Annotated in this window: 14 protein-coding genes and 1 riboswitch; of the genes, 9 read left to right on the top strand and 5 right to left on the bottom strand. The window is 73.5% G+C overall.

Annotation, left to right across the window (positions count from 1 at the left end; all coding sequences use genetic code 11):
• Positions 1-30 precede the first annotated feature (30 nt).
• From AC5R91_RS21015 to AC5R91_RS20985, 7 genes are all read left to right on the top strand, one after another.
• Positions 31-498, top strand: a complete 468-nt coding sequence (locus AC5R91_RS21015; protein WP_495393041.1) for a heat shock protein transcriptional repressor HspR — start codon at positions 31-33, stop codon at positions 496-498.
• Between the two features lie 202 nt (positions 499-700).
• Positions 701-3319 carry an ATP-dependent chaperone ClpB gene (gene clpB / locus AC5R91_RS21010; protein WP_495393040.1) on the top strand — a complete coding sequence of 873 codons (2619 nt, stop codon included), beginning with the start codon at positions 701-703 and terminating at the stop codon, positions 3317-3319.
• Positions 3320-3485: 166 nt separating this feature from the next.
• Entirely contained in the window at positions 3486-3917 is a 432-nt protein-coding gene (locus AC5R91_RS21005; protein WP_495393039.1) for a TIGR03667 family PPOX class F420-dependent oxidoreductase, read from the top strand.
• A gap of 72 nt (positions 3918-3989) precedes the next feature.
• Positions 3990-4970, top strand: a complete 981-nt coding sequence (locus tag AC5R91_RS21000; protein WP_495393038.1) for a pseudouridine-5'-phosphate glycosidase — start codon at positions 3990-3992, stop codon at positions 4968-4970.
• A gap of 150 nt (positions 4971-5120) precedes the next feature.
• On the top strand, positions 5121-7346 hold the full coding sequence (locus AC5R91_RS20995) for an MMPL family transporter (protein WP_495398020.1): 2226 nt from the start codon (positions 5121-5123) through the stop codon (positions 7344-7346).
• A gap of 119 nt (positions 7347-7465) precedes the next feature.
• Positions 7466-7951 carry a PH domain-containing protein gene (locus tag AC5R91_RS20990; protein ID WP_495393037.1) on the top strand — a complete coding sequence of 162 codons (486 nt, stop codon included), beginning with the start codon at positions 7466-7468 and terminating at the stop codon, positions 7949-7951.
• Positions 7948-9312: a PH domain-containing protein gene (locus tag AC5R91_RS20985; protein ID WP_495393036.1), complete on the top strand. Its 1365-nt coding sequence runs from the start codon at positions 7948-7950 to the stop codon at positions 9310-9312. Before AC5R91_RS20990 ends, AC5R91_RS20985 begins: the two co-directional genes overlap by 4 nt.
• Positions 9313-9435: 123 nt before the next feature.
• On the opposite strand, the gene AC5R91_RS20980 is transcribed toward AC5R91_RS20985, so the two are convergent.
• The 5 genes from AC5R91_RS20980 to AC5R91_RS20960 form a co-directional block, all read right to left on the bottom strand.
• On the bottom strand, positions 9436-10509 hold the full coding sequence (locus AC5R91_RS20980) for an SMODS domain-containing nucleotidyltransferase (protein ID WP_495393035.1): 1074 nt from the start codon (positions 10507-10509) through the stop codon (positions 9436-9438).
• 436 nt (positions 10510-10945) lie between these two features.
• Positions 10946-11515, bottom strand: coding sequence for a GNAT family N-acetyltransferase (locus tag AC5R91_RS20975; RefSeq protein ID WP_495393033.1), 570 nt, complete (start codon positions 11513-11515; stop codon positions 10946-10948).
• A complete protein-coding gene (locus AC5R91_RS20970; protein ID WP_495393032.1) occupies positions 11508-12827 on the bottom strand; it encodes an NAD-dependent epimerase/dehydratase family protein in 1320 nt (439 codons plus the stop codon). The genes AC5R91_RS20975 and AC5R91_RS20970 overlap by 8 nt, the downstream gene beginning before the upstream one ends.
• A 262-nt stretch (positions 12828-13089) precedes the next feature.
• Positions 13090-13872, bottom strand: coding sequence for a CAP domain-containing protein (locus AC5R91_RS20965; protein WP_495393031.1), 783 nt, complete (start codon positions 13870-13872; stop codon positions 13090-13092).
• Between the two features lie 250 nt (positions 13873-14122).
• Positions 14123-14878, bottom strand: coding sequence for a DedA family protein (locus AC5R91_RS20960; RefSeq protein ID WP_495393030.1), 756 nt, complete (start codon positions 14876-14878; stop codon positions 14123-14125).
• Between the two features lie 349 nt (positions 14879-15227).
• Between AC5R91_RS20960 and fbaA the strand changes: the two genes are divergently transcribed.
• Positions 15228-16265 (top strand): class II fructose-bisphosphate aldolase, encoded by a 1038-nt coding sequence (gene fbaA / locus AC5R91_RS20955; protein ID WP_011607692.1) that lies wholly within the window; start codon positions 15228-15230, stop codon positions 16263-16265.
• Positions 16266-17249: 984 nt separating this feature from the next.
• A riboswitch (cyclic di-AMP (ydaO/yuaA leader) is annotated at positions 17250-17461 on the top strand.
• 19 nt (positions 17462-17480) lie between these two features.
• Positions 17481-18158 carry a transglycosylase family protein gene (locus AC5R91_RS20950; RefSeq protein ID WP_495393029.1) on the top strand — a complete coding sequence of 226 codons (678 nt, stop codon included), beginning with the start codon at positions 17481-17483 and terminating at the stop codon, positions 18156-18158.
• The last annotated feature ends 210 nt before the right edge of the window (positions 18159-18368 follow it).

Raw genomic sequence — 18368 nt, 5'->3', positions numbered from 1 at the left:
CGGTCGGAGGACCGGCCGCCGCCGGACCCGATGGCCTCGGCCACCGAGGTTCGGCCGGAGGGGTACTACCCGACCGGTCCGCTGCCCGGCCCCGCCCACGACGAGGACGCGCCGGTCTACGTCATCTCGATCGCGGCGCAGCTCGCCGGCATGCACCCGCAGACCCTGCGGTCCTACGACCGGCTCGGGCTGGTCACCCCGGGCCGCACCGCGGGGCGGGGGCGGCGTTACTCCGCCCGAGACGTCGCCCTGTTGCGGGAGGTCCAGCGCCTGTCCCAGGAGGAGGGCGTCAACCTCGAGGGCATCCGGCAGATCCTGCACCTCAGCGCTCAGGTGATGGCGCTGCAGGCGCAGGTCCGCCAACTCTCCGAGGAGCTCGCCCGGGCACGCGTCGACGCGGAGCGGAAGGTGGCCGAGGCGCACGCCAGCCACCGGCGCGATCTCGTCCCGGTCGACCGTGGGGCGATCGTGGTATGGCGGCCACTTCCCCGCCGTTGACCGCCCGGCCGGCAAGGGCGCCGGCCGGCCCGCCGCAACCGACCCTCAGGGGCTTCTCCCGGTCCAGGAACGGGCCACGAGGAGCCCCTTTTCGCCTTCCCGGGAACACGAAACCCGAATCAAGGTTGAGCGGGAACGACTCAGGTATGCTGAGCGTTGGAACCGATGACACTGCACGCCCCTGACCACACCGGGATCCGCCATGAACGCTGAACGCCTCACCGCCCGCTCGCAGGAGGCTCTCTCCGCGGCGATCAGTCGAGCCACCGGCGACGGGTCACCGCTCGTCGACCCCCTCCACCTGCTCACCGCCCTACTCGAGGCTCCCGACGGGGTCGGTGCGGCGCTGCTGTCCTCGGCCGGTACCTCCGTCGACGCGGTCCGGGGGAAGGCCGAGGCCGCCGTGTCCCGGCTGCCCAGAGCCACCGGGATGAGCGTCTCGGCGCCTCAACTGTCCCGCCAGCTCCTCGCCGTGCTCGACAACGCCGAGCGGCAGGCGGGTCGCCTGGGCGACGAGTACACCTCGGTCGAGCACCTCGTCGTCGCGCTCGCCGAGGAGGGCGGCGAGGCCGGCCGCATCCTGACCTCCGCCGGCGCGAGTCCGGACGCGTTGCGCGGCGCCTTCGACAAGGTCCGCGGCGGTGCCCGGCGAGTGACCAGCCGCGACCCCGAGGGTGCCTACCGCGCGCTGGAGAAGTACTCGATCGACCTCACCGAGCGGGCCCAGCAGGGCAAGCTCGACCCGGTGATCGGCCGGGACGCGGAGATCCGTCGGGTGATCCAGGTGCTGTCCCGGCGGACCAAGAACAACCCGGTCCTCATCGGCGAGCCCGGTGTCGGCAAGACCGCGATCGTCGAGGGCCTCGCCCTGCGGGTCGTGGCGGGCGACGTGCCGGAGTCGCTGCGCGGCCGGCGGATCGTCTCGCTCGACCTGGGCTCGATGGTCGCGGGTTCCAAGCTGCGCGGCGAGTTCGAGGAGCGGCTGACCTCGGTCCTCAACGAGATCCGCGAGGCCGAGGGGCAGATCATCACGTTCATCGACGAGCTGCACACGGTGGTCGGCGCCGGCGGCGCCGAGGGTGCGATGGACGCGGGCAACATGCTCAAGCCCATGCTCGCCCGCGGCGAGCTGCGCATGATCGGCGCGACCACGCTGGACGAGTACCGCACCCGGATCGAGAAGGACCCGGCGCTGGAGCGGCGCTTCCAGCCGGTCCTCGTGGGCGAGCCGACCGTCGAGGACACCATCGGCATCCTGCGCGGCCTCAAGGAACGCTACGAAGTGCACCACGGGGTGCGCATCACGGATGCGGCGCTGGTCGCCGCGGCGACGCTGTCCGACCGCTACGTCACCGCCCGCTTCCTGCCGGACAAGGCGATCGACCTCATGGACGAGGCCGCGTCCCGGTTGCGGATGGAGATCGACAGTCGCCCGGTCGCGATCGACGAGCTCGAGCGAGCCGTGCGCCGGCTGGAGATCGAGGACATGGCGCTGTCGAAGGAGAACGACGACGCCTCCCGAGAGCGGCGCGGGCGGTTGCAACGCGAGCTGGCGGACCGGCGCGAGGAGCTGTCGAGCCTCACGGCGCGCTGGCATCGGGAGAAGGACTCGATCTCCGAGGTCCAGAAGATCAAGGAGGAGCTGGAGAACGCACGGCGGGCCGCGGAGCTCGCTGAGCGTGACCTCGATCTGGCAAAGGCCGGTGAGCTGCGCTACGGCACGATCCCGACGTTGGAACGGCGGCTGACCGACGCCACCGACGCGCTGGCCCCTGCGGACTCCCCCGGCGGGGCGATGCTCAACGAGGAGGTCGGCCCGGACGACGTCGCCGAGGTCGTCGGCGCCTGGACGGGCATCCCCGCCGGCCGACTGCTCGAGGGCGAGACGGCGAAGCTGCTGCGGATGGAGTCCGAGCTGCACACCCGGGTGATCGGCCAGGACGAGGCGGTGCGGGCGGTGTCCGACGCGGTGCGCCGGGCCCGGGCCGGCATCGCCGACCCCGATCGGCCCACCGGTTCGTTCCTCTTCCTCGGCCCGACCGGCGTCGGCAAGACCGAGCTCGCGAAGGCGCTGGCCGACTTCCTGTTCGACGACGAGCGGGCAGTCGTGCGCATCGACATGAGCGAGTACGCCGAGAAGCACTCGGTCGCCCGACTGATCGGCGCTCCGCCCGGTTACATCGGGTTCGAGTCCGGCGGCCAGCTCACCGAGGCGATCCGCCGGCGGCCCTACAGCGTCATCCTGCTCGACGAGGTCGAGAAGGCCCACCCCGACGTCTTCGACGTGCTGCTGCAGGTCCTCGACGACGGGCGGCTGACCGACGGTCAGGGGCGCACGGTCGACTTCCGCAACGCGATCCTCATCCTGACCTCGAACCTGGGCTCACAGTTCATCGCCGATCCGACCCTGAGCCCGCAGGTGCGGCGCGAATCGGTGATGGTCGCGGTGCGGGACGCCTTCAAGCCGGAGTTCCTCAACCGGCTCGACGACGTCCTCGTCTTCGACCAGCTCGGCCGGCAGGAGCTGACCCACATCGTCGATCTCCAGCTCGACCGGCTGCGGGCGCGGCTGCAGGAGCGGCGCATCGGCCTCGAGGTCACCGACACCGCCAAGGGGTGGCTGTCCGACGTCGGTTACGACCCGGTGTTCGGGGCGCGGCCGCTGCGGCGCCTCGTCCAGACGGCGATCGGCGACCAGCTCGCCCGGGAACTGCTCGCGGGGCAGGTCCGCGACGGCGACGACGTGCTGGTCGACGCCGTGCCCGGCGGCTCCGGGCTGATCGTCTCCGCCGCGGTCAAGCCGCCCGCCAAGGCGCTGTAAGGGAGGCGGCCGGCACGGGCCGCCGCCGGGTCCGGGCGCGCGGACGCACTCTGCGGCGCCGCCCGGACTGGTGGCGCCCTGGTTACGTGAACCCGCTGGGGGGTTACGGTATGCAGTGGTCGATCGCCGCGCACCGGCGAGTCCGCGCCGAGGGTGGGAGCCTACGATGTCCGTACTTCCCGACCCCGACACCGCGTTCGGGGCGAAGGTCGCTCGGCGGCTGGGCGAGGACCGGATCGCCTGGCTGACGTCGACCGACCGGTCCGGCACCCCGCAGCCGGCGCCGATCTGGTTTCTGTGGGACTTCGCCACCGACAGCGCCCAGCTCTACAGCGAACCCACCGCCCGGCGACTGAGCCGGATCCAGACGAATCCCCGCAGCTCCCTGCACCTCGATGACGACGGCCGCGGCGGCGACTTCGTCGTGCTCACCGGCGTGCTCACCACCGACCCGGATGCCTCGCCCGCGGATCAGAACCCGGGGTACCTCGCCAAGTACAGCGACTGGGCGAAGAACGTCTTCGGCTCGGTCGAGCGGTTCGCGACGCTGTACAGCGTGCCGCTGCGCTTTCAGGCCGAGCGGACCCGCGGGCAGTGAGCCGGGTGGTGCGCCGCAGGTAGTGCCATGAGACGCCGATCGGGCGGGGGCGTCGGGACGTAGGGTCGGCGCATGGCGGGCAGATCGAACATCGTCGTCTCGGCAACCGTGCGGGACGCCATGGCTGCCGGGGCGCCGGTGGTCGCGCTGGAGTCGACGTTGATCGCGCATGGGCTACCCCGGCCCCGCAACCGCGAGGTCGCCGTGGAGCTGGAGGAGCTGGCGCGCGAACGGGGAGTGACCCCCGCGACGATCGCGGTGGTCGACGGCGTGCCCCGGGTCGGTCTGGACGAGCCGGATCTGCGCCGCATCGCCGACGACGCCGACGTCGTCAAGCTGTCCGTGCGCGACCTGCCGGTCGCCTGCGCGACGGGGTGGACCGGGGCGACGACGGTGGCGTCCACCGCCCTGCTCGCGGCCCGCGTGGGGATTCGGCTGTTCGCCACCGGCGGTCTCGGCGGAGTGCACCGCGGTGCCGGGGACAGCTTCGACGAATCCGCCGACCTGGTGACCCTCGCGGCCACACCGATCACCGTCGTGAGTGCCGGAGTCAAGTCGATCCTCGACATCGGCGCGACCCTCGAACGGCTCGAGACGTTGGGCATCACCGTCGTCGGCTACCGGACGTCGACCTTCCCCGGCTTCTACCTGCCGCACACCACCTACGACCTGGACTGGCGGGTCGGCGACGCCGGTCAGGTCGCCGCGACGATGACCGCGGCGGACATGCTGGGCCTCACCTCGGCGATCGTCGTGGCCAACCCGTTGCCCACCGACCAGGCCCTCGACCCGGCCCTGCACGACCGGGTGCTGGCCGACGCCCTGGCCTGGGCCGAGGAACGCGGCATCCGAGGCAAGGCCGTCACCCCGTTCCTCCTGGAGACCTTCCACCGGGAGACCGGCGGAGCGAGCCTTGAGGTCAACATCAACGCCGTGCGGAACAACGTCGCCGTCGCGGCGGACATCGCCCTCGCCTGGGCCGCCACGGACCGGTCCCCCACCGACCCGGCCGCCGCAGACCCGGCCGCCGTCGAGCGAGCGCATCGGCCGTAGCCGGCAGCCGGGCCGCGGAGCTGCGACGATTCCGTCAGGGCCGCGACGCCGGGTGAGCCAGGAGATCGCGACGGCGCCACGGTGGTCACCGTCCGGCGCCGCCTGCCGGTGGACGGGGCGCAGCACTGCCGAGGAGGGGGCTGGCGGGTCGTGTCGTGGGTGATCGGACGCCGCTCCGCCTGGCTGGTCATCGTCATCTGGCTCGCGATCGGCGCGGCGGCCAGCCCGATGGCGTTCCGCCTCGCCGACGCCCAGAAGAACGACGCGAGCGCGTTCCTCCCGGCGGACGCCGAGTCGACCCGTCTGCTCGCGGCGCAGCGCCACTTCCCCGGCCAGGACGCGGTACCGGCCGTCGTCGTCATGACCAGGCCGGCGGGCCTGACCCCGGCAGACCGGGCCGCCGCCACCGCCATCGGTGGGGCGCTGCGTCCCTTCGCCGCCGGGCCGATCCTCGGGCCCGTCGTCTCCCCCAACGGCCGCTCGCTGATCCTCACCGTCCCCCTTGCCCAGCTCGACGACGCCGCCCGGTTCACGGACAACGTCCGCGAGATGCGCCGGATCGCCGCCCGGATCGCCCCCGCCGGGACCGAGACCGCGATCACGGGGCCGGCGGGGCTGGTCGCCGACGCCTTCCAGATGTTCAGGACGATCGAGAGCCGGCTTCTGCTCGTCACCGCCGGAATCGTCGCCGTGATCCTGCTGATGGTCTACCGCAGCCCGCTGCTGTGGCTGGTCCCCCTGGTGTCGGTCGGTATCGCCGACCAGACCGCGGCCGGGATCGTCAGCCTGCTCGCCCGGCACGGCGGGCTGACCGTCAACGGGCAGAGTTCGGGCATCCTGCGGGTGCTCGTCTTCGGGGCCGGCACGGACTACGCCCTGTTGCTCATCGCCCGCTATCGGGAGGAACTCACCCGCCACCGAGATCCGCGCCGTGCCATGCGCGAGGCGATGGGGCACGCCGGCCCCGCGATCCTGGCCTCCGCCGGCACCGTCGTCATCGGGATGCTCTGCCTGCTGTTCGGGGTGCTGGCCTCCGACCGCGGGCTCGGGCCGGTCGGCGCGATCGGCATCTCGACCGCCCTGGTGACGATGACCACGCTGCTGCCGGCGGCGATGGTGCTCTGCGGACGCCGGCTGTTCTGGCCGATGATCCCCCGGTTCGGGGAGCATCCCCCCGTCACCGACACGGCCCGACGGGGGCCGGCGGCGCGGGCCGCCCACGACAACGCGCTGGCCGCGCCCACCGCCCCCGGCCACGAGGATCTCACCGAGTTCGACCTCGCCGAGGAGCCGGGACGTTGGGTCAGGATCGGCGAGGCGATCGACCGGCACCCGCGGACGGTGTGGGTGGGGACCTCGTTGGCGCTGGGCGTGCTCATCGTCGGCCTGCTGGCGATGGACACGTCGCTGCGGCAGGACGAGGGCTTCCGGCACCGGGTGGAGTCGGTGCGCGGCATCGAGCTGATCTCCGCGGACTTCCCGCCGGGCGTCGCGGCGCCGACGTACGTCATCGCCGCCGCGCGGGCGGCGCCCCAGGTCGGTGCCGTGATCCGGGCTACGCCGGGGGTGGCGGGGGTGGCCGAGGCCGGCCGCGCCGGCGACCGGGTGCAGTTCGTCGTCGTCCTGAGCGACCAGCCGGACAGCCCGGAGTCGTTCGACGCCGTGCGCGAGCTGCGATCCCGGGTGCACCGGGTGCCGGGCGCGGGCGCGCTCGTCGGGGGGAACACGGCGGTGAACCTCGACGTGCGGCACGCGGCGGTGCGAGACCGCCAGGTGATCATCCCGCTGGTCCTCGCGGTCGTGCTCGTGGTGCTGATGTTCCTGCTGCGCGCGATCGTCGCCCCGCTGGTACTCATGGCGACGGTGGTGCTGTCCTACCTCGCCGCGCTCGGCGGGAGCGCGGTCGCCTACCGCTGGATCTTCGGCTTTCCCGGCGCCGACCCCTCGCTGCCGCTGCTGGCCTTCATCTTCCTGGTCGCGCTCGGCGTGGACTACAACATCTTCCTGATGACCCGGGTCCGCGAGGAGGCCGCGCGGATCGGTCCGCGGCCCGGCGTGCTGCACGCGCTGGCCGTCACCGGCGGCGTCATCACCTCCGCGGGCGTCGTGCTCGCCGCCACCTTCTCCGCGCTGATCATCTTTCCGCTCGTCCAGCTCGCCGAGGTCGGCTTCGTGGTCGCGTTCGGCGTCCTGCTCGACACCCTGATCGTGCGGTCGATCCTCGTGCCCGCGTTGACGCTGGACATCGGCCGGCCCATCTGGTGGCCCAGCCGGTTGGCGCGCCCGGACGACACCGCCGGCGGCACGCCCCCGGCGGTGTCCCCCAGCGCGCCAGCACCGCCGCCGCGCCCGCGGACACCGCGCCATCCCGTCTAGGCCCGCGGACGCCCGCGGCCGCCCGAACGGGGCGAGATCCTCGCCGGTCACCTGGACCGCCGCGATCCACTCGGCCCATTCCGGTCGGACGTATCCGAGGCGCGACTTATCGTTGCGGCATGCCCGACGCTCTCCTGCCGGATCCCGAACAGTGGCGGGTCCTGCCGCCGGAGCTGCGGCGGCTGCGACGGACGCTGCTGGTCCTCGGGGTCGTCCCGGCGGCGGCGCTCACCCTGCTGATCTCGCTCTCGGTCGGCGGCTGGCCCTGGGTCCTGCTCACCGCCGCCCCGCTGCTGGCGGCCGCCGCAGCCTGGCGATCCATCGGCGCGGGCTGGCGGGCCTGGCGCTACGCCGAGCGGGAGGACGATCTGCTGATCAGCCGGGGCATCCTGGTGCGCCGCCTGGTCGTGGTGCCCTACGGACGGATGCAGCTCGTCGACGTGACCGCCGGACCGCTCGCCCGGCGCTTCGGCATCGCCAAGGTGCAACTGCACACCGCGGCGGCGGCCAGCGATGCCGTCATCCCGGGGTTGCCCCCGCAGGAGGCCGCCCGGCTGCGCGACGCCCTCACGGAACGCGGCGAAGCCCGGTCGGCCGGACTGTGACCACCGAGCGGGAGACCACCGAGCGGAAGACCACCGAGCGGGACGCCGCGCCGGTGGCCGCGCCGGACGGGTTCCACCGGCTGCATCCCCTCACGCCGTTCCTGCGCGGCTGGGTGATCGTCGCCGCGTTCGCCGCGACCGTCGGGCGCAACCTCGCCGAGGACGTCACCGCCCGGGCCATCGGCCTCACTCTGATCTTCCTGATCCCGGCCGCCGGCACCTACGGCTACTGTGCCTGGCGGTTCACCCGCTACCGGCTCGATCGCGACGGCCTGCGGCTGGACACCGGTCTGCTGGTCCGGCGCACCCGCTACGTCCGGCTGGACCGGCTGCAGTCGGTGGACATCGTCCAGCCGCTGCTCGCCCGGATGATCGGGCTGGCGATCCTGCGCCTGGACCTGGCGGGCCGGGAACGCCGGGAACGCCGGGAACGGTCCGACGCCGACGGCGGCGACTCCGGGTCCGACCTGCGGTACCTGTCGATCGGGCATGCTCACCGGTTGCGCGCCGAGCTGCTCGCCACCGCGGCCGGGCTCGCCCCCGACGCCGGCGAGGCACCGTTCCATCCCCTTGCCGAGGTGCCGCCGAGGCGGCTGATCGCCGCGATCGCCCTGTCGCCCGCACCGTGGGCGGCGTTGTTCGGGGCGGCGGCCATCGCCACGCCGTCGCTGCTCACCGGCACCCGCGCCGGCGTCCTGGGCGCGATCCCGCTGCTCGGCTGGCTCTGGCACACCACCTTCCGGATCTTCGCCGCCGGCTACCCGTACGCCGTGTCCGAGTCGCCGGACGGGCTGCGCATCGACAGCGGGTTGCTCGAACGCGCCCACGCCACCGTCCCGCCGGGGCGGGTCCAGGCGATCAGCGTCGGGGAGCCGTTGCTGTGGCGCCCGTGCGGCTGGGTGACCATCCGGATGAACGTGGCCGGCGGCGGTCCGTCGGTCCTGCTTCCGGTCGCCCGCCGGGACGAGGCGCTGGAGCTGATCGGCAAGCTGCTGCCCGGGGTGGACGTGGCCGCGGTCGAGTTGGCGCGCCCGCCGCGACGGGCCGCGCTGCTCGCCCCGATCCACTGGCGGGTGCTGTCCTGCGGCGCCGACGACGTGGCTTTCGTCGCGCGTCACGGGCTGCTGCGCCGCTACACCGATCTGATCCCGCACGGCAAGGTGCAGAGCATCCGCCTGGTGGCGAACCCGCTGGCCCGGGTGCTGCGCCTCGCCGACGTGCACCTGGACACCACCGGCGGACCGGTGCGGGTGCGTGCCGGCCTGCGCGACCGGGCCGAGGCGCTACGGATCGTCGCCGCCCAGGCCGAGCGGTCCCGGCTGGGGCGCCGCGCGGCCGTGCCGGACCGGTGGATGACCTGACGCCTCGCCTGCCAGAACCCGGCCCCGCGGACCGGTGACGTGGGGACCGGGGACGTGGGGACCGGGGACGTGGGGACCGGGGACGTGGGGACCGGGGACGTGGGGGCCGGCGGCCGGGGCGGGTCAGCCGAAGGTCGGGAACTCCGGGCCGAACACCGAGCCCCAGAGGGCCACGGCCTCCTCGTGGTCCCCGGCCTGCTCCGCGTCGACCGCCTTCGCCGAGTAGATCCGGGCGAGCCGGATGGTCTCCGCGAGCGCTTCGACGTCCTCGGGGCGCAGGTAGGCGGACAGGTCACCGCCGACGTCCGCCGGATCCGCCGCGACCAGGCCGACCTCGTCCATGTGGCGGAAGACCTCGGCCAGGCCCTGCCGGGTGTTGAGCCCGCGACCGGCGAGGACCTGCCCGGCGAGCGCCTCGATGTGGAACGAGCGCAGGTGGCTGCCGCACACCCGGTTCCACGCCTTGAGCAGGCGCACCGCCGAGATCACCCGGGGGCCGAGGTCCGCGGTCCAGCTCGTGTGCCGCTCCGGGCGGGTCGGCAGCCAGCCGCCGACCCGGTCGGGCATGACGTAGCCGGCTCGGGGGTGGTCGAACGCCGGGACGAGGTGCACGTCGGGCGGCGAGTCGTAGACGATGCGCAGCGCCTGGCCGCGGCTGCCGATCGTCTGGATCCGCTCGCCGCCGATCGCGTTGCGCACGCAGAGCACCAGGTCGCGCGAGTCCCAGCGGAACCGCTTCCACGCGCTGTTCGCGGCGGAGAAGACGGCGAAGATGTCGACCTCGTCCAGCGGCTGGATCATGGTGTCCCGGCCGGCCGAGCCGATCGTCGCGACGCCGACCAGCGGCAGTGCGCACCGGGGCGGGAAGATCGCCCGCAGCGCCCGCTCCGCCTCGTCCCGCCGGGCGGCGATCACGGCCTTGTCCTCGGCGCTGAGCCGGATCAGGTCATCCAGCTTGGCGAAGGCCCGCGCCGTGGTCCCGACGAGCAGGGGACCGGTCATCGCCCCGGTCGTCGGATTGATCGGCGGCGGGACCTGCTGGCCCGGCGCGCCGCCATCGGGTGGAAACAACGCGTTGGGCGCGCCCGGCGTGGACTCGTTGGACCGCCGCCAGTGCGACGGAATGATCAGGTGGTCGTAGGTGACCTCCCCCGGCCTGACTCCGGCCGGTGTCCCCCGAGGGGTATCCACGCTCATGCTGCTGACCTCCCAGGCGCAGGTAGCGCCGAACCGTTCGGGCTCCCCTCCCCGGACGCGAGACGGACCTCCCACGGACCGCCCCGGACGCCCCGCCCTCACTCAGCCCGTCGGCCAACGGTCGCGACATCGCTTTACATGGTGCCCCAGGGCATCACGGTCTGAACAGGGGGCTGCCCGCGCGGCGTGTCCACCGCTCGCCCTCTGCCGCCGAAATTACGAGAAGCCGGTTGTCGTCTGGCTGACAGGAGGCCACCGTCGCGGCAACGCCCACACAACATTGCACAGCCCCATCCATCAACGCTGGGCAGGCACTTTTGGTCCGGCGACCAGGAAACGGGCCGGTCCGGGCACGGGGAACGCCGGACGGCCGCGGTGACACCGTGCCGGGCGGCGCCCAACCGGGCCACGTGACGGTGCGTGACGCCGAGGGCGATCAATCCGTGGGCGGGCGCAGCCAGATCCGCCACCAGTCGGCTATCAGGACGGGGGTGGGCACGAACGAGGTCGCCTGCCCCAGGCGCTTTCCGATCCCGTCACCGCGGCGAATCCTCGTCTCCACCAGGGCGCCGCGGTACTCGAACCAGCCGGCGACCGCGCGGACGGCCTCGGTCGCGTAGCCCTCGCGCCGGCAGCCGAGCACGATCGACACCCCGACCACGGCGCGGCGGCCGTGAGTGTCCGCGGCGACCAGGCCGACGGCCGCCGGCCCCGACCTTCGCCGCAGCACCCAGGTCAGCACCGACCGCCCGGCGCCGGCCCGGCGACGCAGCTCGCGGCGCAGCGACCCGGCCGGGTCGAGGGGATCCGGGGCGGCGGCGTGCGGATCCGTGCCGACGATCCCGCCGTAGGGGCCGACCCCGTCCCCGCCGCGCCCGCCGGACCGGGCGACCACCGCCGTGAACGCCAACGCCGGCGCGAGCTCCTCTGCGACGTAGCCGGCGTTCCAGATGGTCAGCGGCAGGGCGAGCAGCCGGGGGGTGGTGAGGGTGGGCCCTTCACCCACGGCGGGACGGTTCCCGGACACCGAGCAGGCCCCGTTCCCGCAGCCACGACTCGGTGCGGTCCATGCCGTCGGCGAGTGGCACGGCGGGCGACCAGCCGGCCAGACTGCCGATCCGGGTGATGGAGAAGCCGGCGTCCCGGGTCAGTTCGCGCACGCCGAGCGCGCCGAGATCCACCCGGGCGCGTGGGTCGACGCCGGCCACGAGCCGCGCGCCGAGGCCGCGGACCAGGGCTCCGGCGGGGCGGCCCGGCACGGGCGGCGGCGGGGCGACACCGGGCGGGGCCGCCGTCGCGGTCCCGGAGGGCTCCGGCTCCGTCGCGGCGGGCACACCGCTACCTTGCACACCGCTACCTTGCACACCGCCGCCTTGCACACCGCTGCCCGGCACACCGCCCGCCGCCGCCGGCGACCTCGGTGCCGCCAGCCCCGCGCCGAGTGCCCGCACCCGGTCCCACGCGTCCACGGCCCCGAGCAGCCGGCCCGGCACGGACCGCGGCGAGGGCAGGTCCAGCATCCGGCTGTAGTACCCGAAGAACTCGGCGGCGCTGACCTGCTCGCCCCCGGTGACGTGCAGCACCTCGCCGGCGACCGCGGCGCGGTCCGCGGCGGCGACCGCCGTCACCGCCGCGACCACGTCGTCGACGTGGACCGGGCTGAGGACCCCACGGCCGCCGTCCACCAGCACGAACCGGCCGGCCCGCATGAGCAGCACCGGCCACAGCGTCCAGCGCCCCGCGCGGGGACCGTAGGCGTCGCCGATGCGCACCACGGTGGCACCGAGCCCGTGTGCCGCGGCCGCACCCACCGCCTGCTCGGCGGCGGCGAGCGCGTCGGCCCGCACGTCGCCGGTGAGGCCCACCGGGGCGGTCTCGTCCACCAGCGGCCCGCCCACCAGGCCGGCCTCGGCCCGTTCGCCGTCGCGCGGCGCCACCCCCGACAACACGTCCACGCAGGACAGGTGCAGGAAACGCGCGACCCCGGCGCGCGCGGCCGCGTCGAGCAGGGCGGCGGTACCGCCGAGCGTCACCCGCCGGACCTCGGCGCCGGGAACCCGCAGCGGCGCCCCGGCGCGCCCCGGGCGCACCGGGGTGAGCTCCGCGACGCCGCCGGTCCCCACGGCGGCCGCGTGGATGACCAGTTCGGCGCCGTCGAGCGCCCGCTCCCACCCACCCGGCCGACTGATGTCGGCCTGCACCACGCCGGGCGCGCGCCGGACATCCAATGCGACGACGTCGGCGCCCTGCCTGCGCAGGGCATGCGCAATCGCTCCGCCCAGAAACCCGGCCGCGCCGGTGACCACCGCCCGAACCACGGCCCACTCCTCCTACCCGGGTCACCCACGCTCGGGTCACCCGCGTCGACGGTCCTGTCGCGATTGCCGCGGTCCGCTCCGCCGGCCGTGCCGCCCTCGCTGCCGTCGGCGACGACGTCCCGACCCTACGGGATCGACCGGCCCGCGGCTGCGGACCATCGGCGCGAGTCGACCCGGCCGGCCGGCCCCCTCCACGCCCGAAACCGGAATCCGCCGGTGCCGAGGGCGGGCGGCACATCCCGGGCCAGACCGGCCGTTCGTGTCAGGGGCCCGTTTCGGGGGTCGCGAAGTCCTGCGTCCAGTAGTAGCCGTAGGTCCCGCCCGTCGCGAGGCCGACGCCGATCCGCGTCAGCGAGCAGGTGAGGATGTTCGACCGGTGCTCGGGGCTTTCCATCCAGTCCCGGACGACCTCGGCGGCGCCGCGCTGTCCGGCGGCGATGTTCTCCGCGGCGACGGAGTAGTCGAAGCCCGCCGCCGCCATCCGGTCGAACGGGCTACGGCCGTCGGGGCTGTCGTGGCGGAAGTAGCCGGACACCGCCATGTCGACGCTGTGCGCCCAGGCCGCCGCCGTCAGCACCGGATCGGCCACCAGGTCCGGGCAGCCCGCCGCCCGCCGCGCCCGGTTCGTGGCCGCGATCACGTCGGCGATCAGCCGGGCCCGGGCGGCCGGCTGGCCGGGCGCGGTCAGACCGACGGCGCCCGCGGAGGCCGTTCCCGGCGCACCCGGTCCGGGCCGCTGCGACGACGGCGACTCGGCGGCGCCGCCGATGGGCGCCGCCAGCGCTCGGGCCGGCGTGCGCGCCGCGGTGAGGGTGCGCGGGACGGCCTGGCCCGCGGCCGCGCCGGCGGGGTTCCCCATGGACGACCCCTCGGCCGCCGACGTGGCGCCGGCAGTGCGGATGGCGAGTCCCCCGGTGGCGGTGCCGGCGCGGCCCGTGACCCACAGCGCGAGCGCGAGCGTGGCCAGTAGGACGCCCGCCGCCGCACCGCACGCGGGCAGCGCCGGGCGCCGGGGCGCCCGGTGACGATTACGCGTGCGCTGCATCGAACCCTTCGCTCGGTCAGCCCCCGGACCTCGTGCCTGGATCGATCAAGGCTAGCTAGGCGTAGTCAGGAACTACCATCATCAACGCCCAGTGCCTACCCGATGTGATCTGGTAGCGATGTGGTGGAGATTACCCGCCGGATCGACCAGGGCAGCGGCCCGGCCACAGGGGGCACGAAGGGACAACACCGGCGTCCTCCGGCGACGAATCGCGACGAACGGTCGAAGACCTGCGGCGGAGACCCGCCGGTCACCGGTCCCGATCGGTCGCCGAGGCGGGGGAGGGGTCCGGTTCCGCCGTCGGCACCGCCGCCGGTGCCGGTGCCGCCGCCGGTGCCGCCGGCGAACCGTCATCCGGGTGGAGGTCATCACTCACCGGCCCCCGGTCGGCGGTGGGTCCGGGGGCCGACTCCCCGCGGGTGGCCCGGCCCCGGGCGGTGCGGCGGCGCAGCAGCTCGCCCCCGACCCCCGCCAGGACGGAGGCGACCACCACCACCAGCGCGAGCCAGCCCGTGGCGTCGCGCAGGCCAGGGATGGCGGAGGCCGCGTAGCCCAGCAGGATCAGCCCGGTCCCCCACACCACCGCGCCGGACACCACGGCGACGAGGAACCGGTGCCACGGCATGGCCACGGCCCCGGCCAGGACCGGGGCGAACGTCCGCGCCCACGGGACGAACCGGGCGGCTACCAGGGTGACCGCCCCGAACCGCCGGTAGAACTCCTCCGTCCGGGCCAGGGCCGGGGCGTAGCGGCGCTCCAGGAAGGGCCGCCCCAACCGGTGCCCGGTGTAGTAGCCCGCGGCGGCGCCGGCGCTGGCCGCGAGGGCGACCCCCACGGACAGGACATAGATGGAGACGTCCGCGCCGGCATCCGCGGCGACCAGGCCGGCCGCGAACAGGATCGTGTCACCGGGAAGCCAGAACCCGATCAGGATCCCGCTCTCGGTGAAAATCATCGCGAACAGGACGATGTACAGCGTCGTCCCGGACAGGCTGCCGACGTCCACGTGACCAGTGTGCCGGGCGGCCCCGGCCGGGCGGCGGGCGCGTCGCCGCAGTCGGCGTCCCGGGCCTGCCGACGGACCACACCCGTCCGGGCCATCCCATCCCCTGCCCCTGGTCGCGACGCCCGGCGCCCCTCGGCGTCCCGCCGAACAGGCAATGCGCACCGACGCCGTGTCGGTAACCGACTTTGTCCCGGCGACGTCGGCCGCATCCGACCACCCCGACGGGGCGAGCCGTCATACCCTTCGCCCACCAACAGTCCAACGGCGGCCTGCCGGCCCTATCGGGCTGCTCAGCGCCGCCGTCCATGGCTGATCGGCGCCCCGACAGCTTCGACAAGGAGCCCCACCGATGCCCATCGCCACCCCAGAGACCTACGCCCAGATGCTCGACCGGGCGAAGTCAGAGTCCTTCGCCTACCCCGCGATCAACGTCACCTCGTCGCAGACCCTCAACGCCGCCCTGCGGGGATTCGCCGAGGCGGGCAGCGACGGAATCGTGCAGGTCTCCACCGGCGGGGCGGAGTACCTGTCCGGTTCGACGGTGAAGAACATGGTCCTGGGCGCGGAGGCCCTGGCCGAGTATGCCCACCACGTCGCGAAGGCGTACCCGGTCACCATCGCGCTGCACACCGACCACTGCCCGGCGGACAAGCTCGACACCTACATCCGGCCGCTCATCGCGATCTCGAAGGAGCGGGTCGCCGCCGGCCGCGAGCCGCTGTTCCAGTCCCACATGTGGGACGGCTCGGCCGTCGAGCTCGAGGAGAACCTCAAGATCGCGGAGGAGCTACTCGCCGACGCCGCCGCCGCGAAGATCGTTCTTGAGGTCGAGATCGGCGTCGTCGGCGGCGAGGAGGACGGCGTCGTCGGCGCGATCGACGAGAAGCTCTACACGACGCCGGGCGACATGTGGCGGACCGCCGAAGTCCTCGGTTCGGGCGAGAAGGGCCGTTACCTGCTGGCCGCGACCTTCGGCAACGTGCACGGGGTCTACAAGCCGGGAAACGTCAAGCTTCGCCCGACAATTCTTCGCGAGGGCCAGGATCACGTCGCCCAGAAGCTGGGTCTGCCGGCCGGATCGAAGCCGTTCGACCTCGTCTTCCACGGCGGTAGCGGCTCGGACCTCAGCGAGATCCGGGAGACCCTGGACTACGGGGTCGTGAAGATGAATGTGGACACCGACACCCAGTACGCGTTCACGCGTCCCATCGTGGACCACGTCTTCAAGAACTATGACGGGGTACTCAAGGTGGACGGCGAGGTCGGGGCGAAGAAGGCATACGACCCGCGCACCTACGGAAAGCTTGCCGAAAGCGGCATGGCGGCCCGGGTGGCCCAGGCGTGCGAGGACCTCCGCTCGGCCGGTCGGTCCCTCAGCAGGGCATAGCCACCGCTCACTCCCGAGCCCGGCCCGACCGCGACCCTCCCGACCCGGAGGATCACACCCGGCGATCGTCGTCCGGGTGTGTGCCGCCGGGCACCGCCCGGACCGATCCGGGCACACATGCGGTCGGGCCGGCCGTTCGGGCGCTTTTCCTCGAATCCACCGGCCCGAACGGCAGATCGCCCAGCCCGGCCCCGGCGCACATCGGCAACCATTCCCACGGCCGCGCGGGTTCCAGCCGGCCCTCGCGGTCGGGACGGAGCGACCGGCACAGAACGGACATCCGGCAGATCCACACCATCGATCGTCCCGACGATGTCCCGTATCATGCGGGCACCCACGGTCCCCCGGTTGCGTCACGCGACTGGGGGACCACTGTCTTTCGCCGAGTGGTCCGCCTCGGGTCCGTTGCCCGGTCACGCTTATCAGCAGCATGTTTCGGCCAGATCGACCCACACGAGACGGACGTGCGGCCGCATCGGACGCCCCGAGTGCCCAACCAGGACATCCTCCCCGGAGACCTGGGCCTCCGTGCGTCGCTGCGCCGCTGCGTGCCCGGCCGGACGCGTCACGCACCCGAATGACAAGGTCGTAAGTCACCACCAGGTTTCCGTAGTTTTTCTCACACAGGTACGCTGCCCGGGACGAACCAGGGTAAGCGGACCATTGCGCCCATCCGGTGCGTCGGAACACAGTCGATATTGCTTCCCCGCAGGTCACCCATTCGGCGTGATTCACCACGCTCTGCTCGCCATCACCCATCGGCAAACAGGGTGATCAGCCGGCCACAAATACCCCCGCCCGCGATAACGCCAGGTTGATGAGCGGGCGCGCACGCGCGGTACCAGTCACCCCACGGGCACTCAAGCAGGCGCGCCGACTGTGCTCTTTTTCACGTGAGCTATTCAATGCTTGGCGACTCGCCGGCCGGCGTGGTTATGGTCTTCGCCGTGCCCGACGACAACGTCTGGCATTCGTCGGGCGGCACGCCGAATCCTGCCCCCGGCCGACGATTTCTCCAGACCGGGCGGCAGGAACGGGGGAACCATCTCCGAGCGTCGAAGGGATTCGATGCTCTCGGGGTGAAGCCGTGAGTGACGGACGCACCAGGGTCTTTCGGTGCGAGCGCGCGTCCCCAGGAATCCCTGGCATGGCCGGGCAGTTCCCAGCCCGAATCCGACAGCTCACCTCGCAGGCGTGGGGAAGGACCACAAACATATGTCCGACGCACGTACCAGTGGCCGACAATGGAGCGCCGGCACCCGTATCCGGGCGCGGGCCCTCATGGTTGCTCCGGTTCTCGCGGCGGCGGTCGGCGGCACCCTTGCGGTCAGCCAGCCGGCCGAGGCGCAAACCTGGGCGGGTCTGCGGCAGTGCGAGTCCGGCGGTGACTACACGACCAACACCGGCAACGGCTACTACGGCGCATTCCAGTTCTCGGCCAGCACCTGGCACAGCCTCGGCTATGCCGGCCTGCCACACCAGGCGTCCCCGGCGGTCCAGGACGAGGCCGCCCTCCGGCTCGCCCAGCGCTCGGGCTTCGGCCAGTGGCCGGTCTGCGGTCGCGGCATGGGCGCCGACCAGCTCGCGGGCGGCTCGTCGGCCAGCGGCGCGGCGCAGGCGTCGCGCTCGGCGGCGCGGGCCCCGCTGACCGTCAGCACCGCCGCGGCCACCACCCCGCATTTCACCCGCAACCTCACGGCCGCGCTGGTCGGGCAGGATCGCGCCGACGTGCGCGCCTGGCAGACCCGGATGAGCCAGCTCGGTTACCCGATCGCGGTGGACGGACACTTCGGGCCACGCTCGGCCGCCGCCGCCCGCGCCTTCCAGGGCTCCCACGGTCTGGCCGTCGACGGCATCGTCGGCCCGGCGACCTGGCACGCCACCTTCGGCTGAGCGCCACCTCACGCGCAGTAGCCATCCGGCCGACCGCTGCGCCGCCGAACGGCACCATCCGCACGTAGTCCATCCGGCCCGCGACGCGGGGACGCGCGTCACGGCTCCCGGACGACCTTCCCACCCCGGTGACACCGGCCAGGGGAGCTCACCGACTCGCCCCGACCGGCCCGCCCGGACGCCCGGACGATCTCCGCTGCGCGTTCCGAA

The sequence above is a fragment of the Frankia sp. BMG5.60 genome (assembly GCF_059428125.1).
This window is presented reverse-complemented; position numbering and strand designations above follow the sequence as displayed.

Excerpts from the sequence above, each read along its gene's own strand:
- AC5R91_RS21005 (WP_495393039.1), top strand. The coding sequence starts at position 3,486 with ATGTCCGTACTTCCCGACCCCGACACCGCGTTCGGGGCGAAGGTCGCT.
- fbaA (WP_011607692.1), top strand. The coding sequence starts at position 15,228 with ATGCCCATCGCCACCCCAGAGACCTACGCCCAGATGCTCGACCGGGCG.
- AC5R91_RS21000 (WP_495393038.1), top strand. The coding sequence starts at position 3,990 with ATGGCGGGCAGATCGAACATCGTCGTCTCGGCAACCGTGCGGGACGCC.
- AC5R91_RS20990 (WP_495393037.1), top strand. The coding sequence starts at position 7,466 with ATGCCCGACGCTCTCCTGCCGGATCCCGAACAGTGGCGGGTCCTGCCG.
- clpB (WP_495393040.1), top strand. The coding sequence starts at position 701 with ATGAACGCTGAACGCCTCACCGCCCGCTCGCAGGAGGCTCTCTCCGCG.
- AC5R91_RS20980 (WP_495393035.1), bottom strand. The coding sequence starts at position 10,509 with ATGAGCGTGGATACCCCTCGGGGGACACCGGCCGGAGTCAGGCCGGGG.
- AC5R91_RS21015 (WP_495393041.1), top strand. The coding sequence starts at position 31 with ATGGCCTCGGCCACCGAGGTTCGGCCGGAGGGGTACTACCCGACCGGT.
- AC5R91_RS20950 (WP_495393029.1), top strand. The coding sequence starts at position 17,481 with ATGTCCGACGCACGTACCAGTGGCCGACAATGGAGCGCCGGCACCCGT.
- AC5R91_RS20965 (WP_495393031.1), bottom strand. The coding sequence starts at position 13,872 with ATGCAGCGCACGCGTAATCGTCACCGGGCGCCCCGGCGCCCGGCGCTG.